The organism is Jatrophihabitans sp. (assembly GCF_035474675.1).
Taxonomy (GTDB): Bacteria; Actinomycetota; Actinomycetes; order Mycobacteriales; family Jatrophihabitantaceae; genus Jatrophihabitans_A.
The window spans coordinates 1-8,872 of the sequence record NZ_DATINC010000101.1 but is presented as its reverse complement, the minus strand read 5'-3'; the positions used below and the strand labels follow the sequence as shown (position 1 = coordinate 8,872).

8 protein-coding genes and 2 pseudogenes are annotated in these 8,872 nt (G+C 69.0%); 5 read left to right on the top strand and 5 right to left on the bottom strand.

Annotated features, from left to right (window positions below; translation table 11 throughout):
• Together VLJ82_RS12375 and VLJ82_RS12370 are read left to right on the top strand one after the other, a co-directional pair.
• Positions 1–471: pseudogene (locus VLJ82_RS12375) on the top strand (hypothetical protein); the annotation flags it as partial.
• Entirely contained in the window at positions 461–994 is a 534-nt protein-coding gene (locus VLJ82_RS12370; RefSeq protein WP_408663658.1) for a low molecular weight protein-tyrosine-phosphatase, read from the top strand. The pseudogene VLJ82_RS12375 and the gene VLJ82_RS12370, both read left to right, overlap by 11 nt.
• A gap of 122 nt (positions 995–1,116) precedes the next feature.
• On the opposite strand, the gene VLJ82_RS12365 is transcribed toward VLJ82_RS12370, so the two are convergent.
• Positions 1,117–1,782 (bottom strand): DUF2510 domain-containing protein, encoded by a 666-nt coding sequence (locus VLJ82_RS12365; RefSeq protein WP_408663657.1) that lies wholly within the window; start codon positions 1,780–1,782, stop codon positions 1,117–1,119.
• A gap of 299 nt (positions 1,783–2,081) precedes the next feature.
• On the opposite strand from VLJ82_RS12365, the gene VLJ82_RS12360 reads away from it, so the two are divergent.
• Positions 2,082–2,405: a YbaB/EbfC family nucleoid-associated protein gene (locus VLJ82_RS12360; RefSeq protein ID WP_408663656.1), complete on the top strand. Its 324-nt coding sequence runs from the start codon at positions 2,082–2,084 to the stop codon at positions 2,403–2,405.
• A gap of 10 nt (positions 2,406–2,415) precedes the next feature.
• A complete protein-coding gene (recR, locus tag VLJ82_RS12355) occupies positions 2,416–3,012 on the top strand; it encodes a recombination mediator RecR (protein WP_408663660.1) in 597 nt (198 codons plus the stop codon).
• A 71-nt stretch (positions 3,013–3,083) separates the two neighbouring features.
• Here recR and leuA read toward each other — a convergent pair whose 3' ends face one another.
• Entirely contained in the window at positions 3,084–4,853 is a 1,770-nt protein-coding gene (gene leuA, locus VLJ82_RS12350; RefSeq protein WP_408663655.1) for a 2-isopropylmalate synthase, read from the bottom strand.
• A 297-nt stretch (positions 4,854–5,150) separates the two neighbouring features.
• On the opposite strand from leuA, the gene VLJ82_RS12345 reads away from it, so the two are divergent.
• Entirely contained in the window at positions 5,151–5,819 is a 669-nt protein-coding gene (locus tag VLJ82_RS12345) for a methyltransferase domain-containing protein (protein ID WP_408663654.1), read from the top strand.
• 18 nt (positions 5,820–5,837) lie between these two features.
• On the opposite strand, the gene VLJ82_RS12340 is transcribed toward VLJ82_RS12345, so the two are convergent.
• From VLJ82_RS12340 to VLJ82_RS12330, 3 genes and pseudogenes are all read right to left on the bottom strand, one after another.
• Complete coding sequence (locus VLJ82_RS12340) at positions 5,838–7,391, bottom strand: hypothetical protein (RefSeq protein ID WP_408663653.1); 1,554 nt, start codon at positions 7,389–7,391, stop codon at positions 5,838–5,840.
• 234 nt (positions 7,392–7,625) lie between these two features.
• Entirely contained in the window at positions 7,626–8,636 is a 1,011-nt protein-coding gene (locus tag VLJ82_RS12335) for an NAD-dependent epimerase/dehydratase family protein (RefSeq protein ID WP_408663659.1), read from the bottom strand.
• Between the two features lie 41 nt (positions 8,637–8,677).
• Positions 8,678–8,872: pseudogene (locus tag VLJ82_RS12330) on the bottom strand (glycosyltransferase family 2 protein); the annotation flags it as partial.

Sequence of the window (8,872 nt, the reverse complement as noted above, 5' to 3'; positions counted from 1 at the left end):
GCGCTGCGGGACCGCAGCAAGGTCAAGTGGGCCATGATGAACGAGGTGGTGATCGCCTCGGTCGAGGGCGAGGTGGTCAACCTGCTGGCCCCGGCCGGGCTGGCCAAGCGGATCGCTGACGAGAGCAACCTGTCGGTGCTGCGCGAGGTGCTGCAGTCGGTGGTGTTCGGCCAGTGGCAGCTGTCGGTCAGCTCCGCGGCTCCCGGCAACGGGGCGGCGGCCCCGCCCGTCAACGAGCCGCCTGAACCCGACTACGAGCCGCCGCCGCGCGCCGAGCGCCCGGCCCGCGCGTCCCGGCCGGCGGCACCCGATCCGGCGCCCCCGCCACCGCCCCCGGCGCCCGAGGACGACGGGGTGGACGAGGAGGCCGACGAGGTGCACAGCTCGCGGCGCTCCGGCGGCGACGCCGAGGCCGCCGCCATCGAGTTGCTGCAGACCAGCCTGGGCGCGCGTCCGATCGATGCGTCCTGAGGGGCCGGCGCCCGCCGGGACGCCGGCCGCGCCGATCCGGGTCTGCTTCGTCTGCACCGGCAACATCTGTCGCTCGCCCACGGCCGAGGTGGTGTTGCGGGCCCGGCTGGCCGAGGCCGGCTGGACCGATGCGGTGGTCGTCGACAGTGCCGGCACCGGTCCCTGGCACGCCGGCAAGGACATGGACCCGCGGGCCCGCCAGGCCCTGGTCCGGCGGGGTTACGTACCGCCGGTGCACGTGGCCCGGCAGTTCCAGGCCGCAGACTTCGCCGGCCGCGACCTGGTGATCGCGCTGGACGCCGGCCATCTGGCCCGGCTCGGCCAGCTGGCCAGGCTGGCCGACGACCCCGCGGACGCGGCGGCCTCGATCAGCCTGCTGCGAAGCTACGACCCGGCGGCAGTCGAAGGCGAGCTGGACGTGCCGGATCCGTACTACGACGGCGACGCCGAGTTCGAAGCTGCCCTGGCCCAGATCGAGGCGGCCTGTACCAGCCTTGCCCAGCTACTTCTTCAGAGGCAATAACGGGCACTAAACAAAATTTGCCCAAAGTGCTCTAGCTGTGAAGTTGAGAAGGACTCATCTCAAGCCAGTATCCGGTCGTATTGCCTTCAAATCCTCCCTGAGAGTACCTCTAGGGCCCGTGGTCAGCGCCCCATTGAGGCGCTGACCGTCCAATCTTGGTTGACCATGTCCTGCTTGCTGTTAACGACTTTCCCGCGATGTGATACCTCAACCGCATACTGTGCTTGGTCTGTCGGAATATTGGGCAAGGTGAACGAGTAAAGGCAGGTACCCGACTCTTTATTCGGAGTTCCTGGCTCTAAGCTGGCTGACCCAAGGATCTTATTGTCTTGATTGGTTAGTATCACGGTGGTGCCGGCACTGATATCGGAATATCCTCCCTGCCCCACGCAATTGGCATAGGCAGTCTCAGTGTCGACAAGGAGGAACTCGCCTTTAACTGATGTCTTCGACACATGATTCGGCCCCCACGCGGTGAAGATGGCAAAGGCGGCGATAGCAAAAGCGATAAGGGATGCAGCGCCGATCAATACGACGCGTCGGGTTCGATGCACGGGAGCCAACTTCGCCATGGAGAGGGGCTTCGCCTCATCCTGGCCGGGAATTTCACTCTCGGAAATACCAACCGATCCATTTCCCAGCATCTCGGAGGGCTGCAGACCGTAGGCAGCAGCCCCATGTGGCTGGGCGGGCCGAGTAGCATCGCTCCAGGCTTGCCCGTCGAACCACCGCTCATAGCCCGCGTACACCTGGTCTGGATACCAGCCAGGCTGAAGTGGCGTCGTCATCAAACTCCTCCCAGAGCATCGGCTCAAGGCAAACGGACAGGGAAGAATGTTAAACATCGTGGGTACATTTCGCTGCTTTTTGGTGTGAGAAGTACCGGAGGCTTACGACGGTATCGGTAATCCGTCCTGGGAAAGGCAAACGCGGGTGCTGACCCGGGGAGCAGCATCTAGCCGCCAGCGATGACGGGGACCTGACTACCGAAACTGACAGTGCCGAGGGTTAGGCTTGCCGCGACTCGGCGATCCCGCCCCGACTGCAGCAGAAAGAGACCGACGTGCGACCAGGTGGCCAGCCCAACATGCAGCAGCTGATGAAGCAGGCGCAGAAGATGCAGCGCCAGCTCACCGAGGCTCAGGAGGAACTCGCCAACACCGAGGTGGAGGGTTCGGCCGGCGGTGGCCTGGTGCAGGCCAAGGTGACCGGCAACGGCGAGTTGCTGGCGATCACCATCGACCCGCAGGCGGTCGACCCCGACGACGTCGAGACCCTGCAGGACCTGGTGGTGGTTGCGGTCCGCGACGCCACCCGGCGAGCCAGCGACCTGGCGGCCGACAAGCTCGGCCCGCTGACCGGTGGCATGGGCGGCATGGGCCTCGGCGGGCTGGGCATCCCCGGCCTGTGAGCTCGCGTTGATATACGAGGGTGCGGTCCAGGACCTGATCGACGAGCTCGGGCGGCTGCCCGGCATCGGGCCCAAGAGCGCGCAGCGGATCGCCTTCCACCTGCTGGCCGCCGAGACCGTCGACGTCGACCGGCTGGCCGCCGTCCTTCGCCGGGTCAAGGCCGAGGTGAAGTTCTGCCGGACCTGCGGCAACGTCACCGACTCCGAGGAGTGCCGGATCTGCCGCGACCCGCGCCGGGACCTGGCGGTGATCTGCGTGGTCGAGGAGCCCAAGGACGTGATCGCCATCGAGCGCACCCGGGAGTTCCGGGGTCGCTACCACGTGCTGGGCGGCGCGATCAGCCCGATCGACGGCATCGGCCCGGACGACCTGCGGGTGCGCGAGCTGCTGCACCGGCTCTCCGATGGCACCGTCACCGAGCTGATCCTGGCGACCGATCCCAACCTGGAGGGCGAGGCGACCGCCACCTACCTGGCCCGGCTGATCAAGCCGATGGGCGTCACGGTGAGCCGGCTGGCCAGCGGCCTGCCGGTCGGCGGCGACCTGGAGTACGCCGACGAGGTCACCCTCGGGCGGGCCTTCTCCGGCCGGCGGGCCGTCGAGTAGGGCAGCACCCCACCCGACGGCCGTGCCGGGCAGACAGCAGCGGCTAAGGAGCACCGCCAGCAGCGGCCCGGCTACCGGTTGCGGGCGAACCGGTTCACCGCGCTCATCACCGCGCGCAGCGAGGCGGCCACGATGGACTCGCTGACCCCGACGCCCCACAGCACCTCATCGCCCACCTCGATCTCGAGGTAGGCGGCGGCCTCGGCGTCGCCGCCGGCGGTCAGCGCGTGCTCGGAGTAGTCCAGCACCCGCACCCCGATGCCGCCCAGGCCCATGTCCGGTTCGGAGATGGCCGAGCAGAACGCGGCGATCGGCCCGTTGCCGAGCCCGGTCACCGGCCAGTCCCGGCCGAAGGCGGTGACCACCGCTCGGACCCGGTCCACGCCGCCCTCGGAGACGGTGTTGAAGGACTTCAGCACGAAGGGCGCGTCCTGCCGGAACAGGTATTCCGAGGAGAAGATCGACCACATGGTGGCGGCGTCGACCTCGCCGCCGACGCCCTCTGCGGCCCGCTGGATGACCTGGCTGAACTCGATCTGCAGCCGGCGGGGCAGGTCGAAGGAGTGCTCGGTCTTCATGATGTAGGCCACGCCGCCCTTGCCGGACTGGCTGTTGACCCGGATCACCGCCTCGTAGCTGCGCCCGACGTCCTTCGGGTCGATCGGCAGGTACGGAATCGCCCAGGGCATCTCCTCGATCGGCCGTCCGGCCTCGGCGGCGGCCTGCTCCATTGCGTAGAAGCCCTTGTTGATGGCGTCCTGGTGCGAGCCCGAGAACGAGGTGTAGACCAGGTCGCCGGCGTAGGGGTGCCGCTCGTGCACCCCGATCCGGTTGCAGTACTCGGCCGTCCGGCGGATCTCGTCGATGTCGGAGAAGTCGATCTGCGGGTCGATGCCCTGGCTGTAGAGGTTCAGTCCCAGGGTGACCAGGTCGACGTTGCCGGACCGCTCGCCGTTGCCGAACAGGCAGCCCTCGATCCGGTCCGCGCCGGCCAGCATCGCCAGCTCCGCGTCGGCCACCGCGGTGCCGCGGTCGTTGTGGGTGTGCACCGACAGCGCCACGGCGTCCCGGTTCGGCAGGTTGCGGCTCATCCACTCGATCTGATCGGCGTAGACGTTGGGGGTGGACCGTTCCACCGTGCACGGCAGGTTCAGCACGATCTCCCGGTCCGGCTCGGGCTGCCAGACGTCCATCACCGCGGTACAGATCTCCAGCGCGTAGTCCAGCTCGGTGTCCATGAAGATCTCGGGGGAGTACTCGTAGCCGAACTCGGTGGCCGAGCCGCCGCTCAGCAGGTACTGCTCGGCGTACTTCAGCACCGCCCGGGTGCCGTCGACGGCGACCGCGGTGCACTGCTCGCGGCCGTCACCGGGGAAGCCGAACACCACCTCGCGGAACACCGGCGCGGCGGCGTTGTACATGTGCACGGTGGCCCGGCGGGCCCCCACCAGCGACTGGACGGTGCGCTCGATCAGCTCCTCCCGGGCCTGGGTCAGCACCGAGATGGTGACGTCCTCGGGCACCCGGTCGCTCTCGATGAGCTCCCGGACGAAGTCGAAGTCGGTCTGGCTGGCCGCCGGAAAGCCGACCTCGATCTCCTTGTAGCCCAGCCGTACCAGCAGGTCGAACAGGGTGCGCTTGCGGGCGGCGTTCATCGGGTCGATCAGGGCCTGGTTGCCGTCGCGCAGGTCGGTCGACAGCCACCGCGGTGCCCGGCTGAGGGTGCGGGACGGCCACTGCCGGTCCGGCAGGTCGACGGCGGGGAATGCCCGGTAGCGGTGCACCGGCATCGGGCTGGGACGCTGGGTGGTGCGGTAGGCAGCAGTACTCGAACTATGCATGAGAGGCTCCGAATGCAAAGGGGAAGTGGGCCGACGGACAGGGAAAGATGCCGGCACAGCACTTCGCCCGCGACGAGGGGGCCGACCCGGACGTGGCCCGGCAGCCGAGCTGCGGGTCCTAGCGTCCCAGTGCCTCGCCGCGGCCGCGAAGGAGGAGCAGCGCGCGCATGACGTCCCCAGGCTACATGGCCGTGCAGACATCAGGGGAGTCCCAGGTTGCGTTGGGACCGGGTTCCGGACGGTATCGTTGCCATAACGGTGACCCACCGACCCCGATCCGAAAGACGGCTGTTATCCGTGGAACTCGAGTCAAACGGGCTTAAAGCGCTCTATCGCAACCGGTTCGACAAGGAGTCCGAGCAGCGCCAGGAAACCTGGGACGTGCTGTGCCGGGACTTCTTCCAGACCTGGGTCGCCGAGGACGCGGTGGTGCTCGACCTCGCCGCCGGGCACTGCGAGTTCATCAACAACATCCGGGCCGGCCGCCGGATCGCGGTCGACCTGAACCCCGACGTCAAGGTCCGGGCCGCCGCCGGCGTGGAGACCCACGTGCTCCGCTCGGACGACCTGGTCGAGATCGCCGAGCAGTCGGTCGACGTGGTGTTCATCTCCAACTTCTTCGAGCACGTCAGCCGCGAGGTGATCCTGGCCACCCTGGTCGAGGTGCGCAGGGTGCTGCGGCCGGGTGGCCGGCTGCTGGTGCTGCAGCCCAACGTCCGCTTCTGCGCCCGCGACTACTGGCAGTTCTTCGACCACATCACCCCGGTGGACGACCGGGCCCTGGTCGAGGCGTTCGCGGCCACCGGCTTCGACGTGGTCAAGAACATCCCGCGGTTCCTGCCCTACACCACCAAGAGCTGGCTGCCCAGCTGGCCGGTGCTGATCAAGGCCTACCTGCGGATGCCGCTGGCCTGGCGGGTGCTCGGCGCCCAGGCCTTCATGGTCGCCACTCCCACCGCTGCCTGAGGTCGACGGCTCAACCGGTCAGCAGCGGGCGTCGGCGGTGGCGGTCTTGATCCGGTAGATCTTGCGGCTGCCGACCGCCTTCGAGCGGGCGAACGGCCCGTCGGTGGCCAGCGCGCCAGCCAGCGTGGCCGGGTCCAGCCGCACCCCCGGGTTCTCGATGTCGGTCACCCCGTACTGCCGGGCCACTTCCAGGATCTCGGCGAGCGATCCGGTGGGCAGCATGACGGTCGAGACCCCGGTCGCCTGGTTGATCTCCCACGGCTGGCGGGTCATCAGCACCACCGGACGTCCCAGGCAGCCGGCCTCGGCCCGCAGCGTCGAGGCCAGCCCGGCGGCGGCCCGGCCGATGTCGTTGTTGTGCCGGACGGTCGCCCGGGAGTTGTAGGCCACCGAGGTCAGCGGGTAGCCGACCAGGATCACGCAGCAGATCGCCGTCAGCACCGCGGGCAGCCGCAGCCGGCCGAGCTGGACTACTGCCAGCACCAGCAGCACCGGCACCCCGGTGATCATCACCTTGACGATGGCGCCGCCCGCGGCGACCGCCGGGGCGATGAGGCATTCGAAGATCACCACCAGCAGCAGGAACCCGACCGGCACCAGCCAGGCCGAGTCGAGCATCGACGCCAGCCGGGCCCGCCAGGGCAGGCCGGCGTCCCCGCCGAACCCCCGCAGCGCCAGGCTGCCGAGCAGCATCAGCACCAGCACCGACGCGATCGGCGCCATCGCCACGAACGCCGCCTCGAGCTGCAGGTCCAGCAGGTGGACGCGGAGGTCGAGGAAGCGGGCCGGGCTGCCGGCCAGCAGCGCCGACAGCGAGTGCTGGACGTGCGGGGCGAACAGGTCCTCGTAGCCGCTGACGTAGGGAAAGTCGTTCGCGGCCGGCGGCAGCGGCGAGCCGAAGTGCCGCAGGTTGGTCACCAGGTAGGGCGCCGAGACCACCAGGTAGCCGGCCAGTAGCAGCCCGGCCCGCAGGTAGTTCCGGCCGGCCCCGTGCCACACCAGGGCCGCGACGCCGAGCACCGCGCACAGCAGCAGCCCCTCGCTGCGCGACATCGCGGCCAGGCCCGCGAAGGCACCGGCCACCGGCCACCACCACAGCCGGCGGCGGGCGGCGACCGCGGCGGCCATCGCCGGCAACGCGAACGCGCCCAGGTAGACCGCGCTCTCGGCCTGCATCGCATAGGCCGACACCACCGGCTGCACCAGGGACGCGGCGGCGCTGACCGCCGGCACCCAGACCACGTCGCTCAGCGTCCGGGCCAGCGCGTAGGCGCCGGCCGACATCCCGGCGACCAGGAACACGTTGAGCGTCAGGGCGGCCGACAGGCCCCGGCCGTGGCCCAGCACCAGCGCCATCAGCTGCGAGGGCAGCGGCAGCCAGTAGTCGAAGGCGTAGTGGTGCAGCGGGGTGCCCGGCACCAGGAAGTGCCAGACGTAGTCGATGTCCGGCCCGCGGCCCGCCGCGATGTTCTGCGCCACCCCGAAGGTGAAGGCCGGGTCGGCATGCCCGGGGTAGCGCGCGGTGTGCGCCACCGAGATCCGGTACCCGCTGACCAGGATGGCCAGCAGCACGGCGCCGGCGGCGGCCAGCGCCTCGACGCCGCGCGCGGTCAGCCGCAGCGGCGGTCGGGCGGCCGGCCCGTCATCGGATCTGCCAGCACCGGTCGGCCCGTCCCCGGACCTGCCAGCACCGGCTGGCCCATTATCGGACCTGTTGACACCGGCCGGTACGGGCTCCGAGATCGGCTCGACGCGGTCGTTCCGGCTCGTGGCTTCGGCCGGGGGCACGGCAGGACGGGTAGCGAACTACAGCCGGCCGTCGGCGACCGCTTCGGTCACCCACGGAATGACCTCGTCCAGCATGGTGTCCAGGCTGGTGGTGCACTCGAAGCCGAGCACCTCCTTGGCCTTGGTCACGTCCGGCACCCGCCGCTGCACGTCGTACTCGAAGGCCTCGTCGCTGACCAGGGTGAGCGGCGCGTCGCCCTTGATCTTGCGCCAGATCACCTCGGCCAGCTCCCGGACACTGGTGCTCACCGGGGTGGAGATGTTGAAGTCGTCGTTGAAGGCCGCCGGCTGCGCCATGCACTCGACGATGCCCTTGGCCAGGTCGCCGCCGTAGGTGTAGTGCCGGATCTGGTTGCCCTCGCCGAGGATGTGCAGCGGGTCCTGGCCCTTGACCACCTTCTGCACCAGGTCGGGCACCACGTGGCTCATCGCCAGCTTGACGTTGCCCGAGGCGATCTCGACGTCGCCGAGCGCCCGGCCCTCGCCGATGCCGACGCAGTTGAACGGCCGGATGATGGTGTACGGCAGCTTGTACTGGTCCCAGGCGGCCTTGGCGAAGTACTCCACCGCCAGCTTCTGGAAGCCGTAGGACGACAGCGGCGGCGGGATCTTGCGCTCGTCGCCCTCCTTGGACGGCCAGTGCTCGGTGGACTCGAACACCATCGACGAGGACAGGTAGGTGACCTTCTGCAGCTTGCCGTTCTGGTGGGCGGCGATCGCGGCGTCGCACTGGGAGGCCATGATCCGCTCGTTGGTGGCGAGCAGGTCGTAGGCGTAGGCGTGGAAGTAGGAGATGCCGCCGATCAGCGCCGCACCGGCGATGAAGTGGTCGCAGTCGGACAGCAGCTTGGTCATCAGCTCGACGTCGCGGGCGTCACCCTCGACGAAGTGGTAGTCCGGGTGGTTGTCGTAGGACTTCGTGACCGGGCCGTACTTGGAGTAGTTGTCGATGCCGACCACCGAGTAGCCGCGGCGGAGCAACTCTTCGACCACGTAACCACCGATGAAGCCGGCCGAGCCGGACACCATGACCTTCTGCCGTGCTGCCTGGTCCTGTGCAGAGTGCGTGCTCACGAGTTTCGCTTTCCCTTTGTCGGTTTGTTGTTCTGCATGGCGATGGCGGTGGCGGCCCGGGCCACCTGCTCCTTGGTCAGCGGCGGTCCGAAGGCGAACCGGTACCACCGCAGGTAGCGCGGGATCCAGGCGGCGAGGTTGAAGTTGGACTCGCCGATCGTCCGGTCCAGCCAGATGGTGGGCACCTCGGC

Excerpts from the sequence above, each read along its gene's own strand:
- VLJ82_RS12365 (WP_408663657.1), bottom strand. The coding sequence starts at position 1,782 with ATGACGACGCCACTTCAGCCTGGCTGGTATCCAGACCAGGTGTACGCG.
- VLJ82_RS12360 (WP_408663656.1), top strand. The coding sequence starts at position 2,082 with ATGCAGCAGCTGATGAAGCAGGCGCAGAAGATGCAGCGCCAGCTCACC.
- VLJ82_RS12335 (WP_408663659.1), bottom strand. The coding sequence starts at position 8,636 with ATGGTGTCCGGCTCGGCCGGCTTCATCGGTGGTTACGTGGTCGAAGAG.
- leuA (WP_408663655.1), bottom strand. The coding sequence starts at position 4,853 with ATGCATAGTTCGAGTACTGCTGCCTACCGCACCACCCAGCGTCCCAGC.
- VLJ82_RS12370 (WP_408663658.1), top strand. The coding sequence starts at position 461 with ATGCGTCCTGAGGGGCCGGCGCCCGCCGGGACGCCGGCCGCGCCGATC.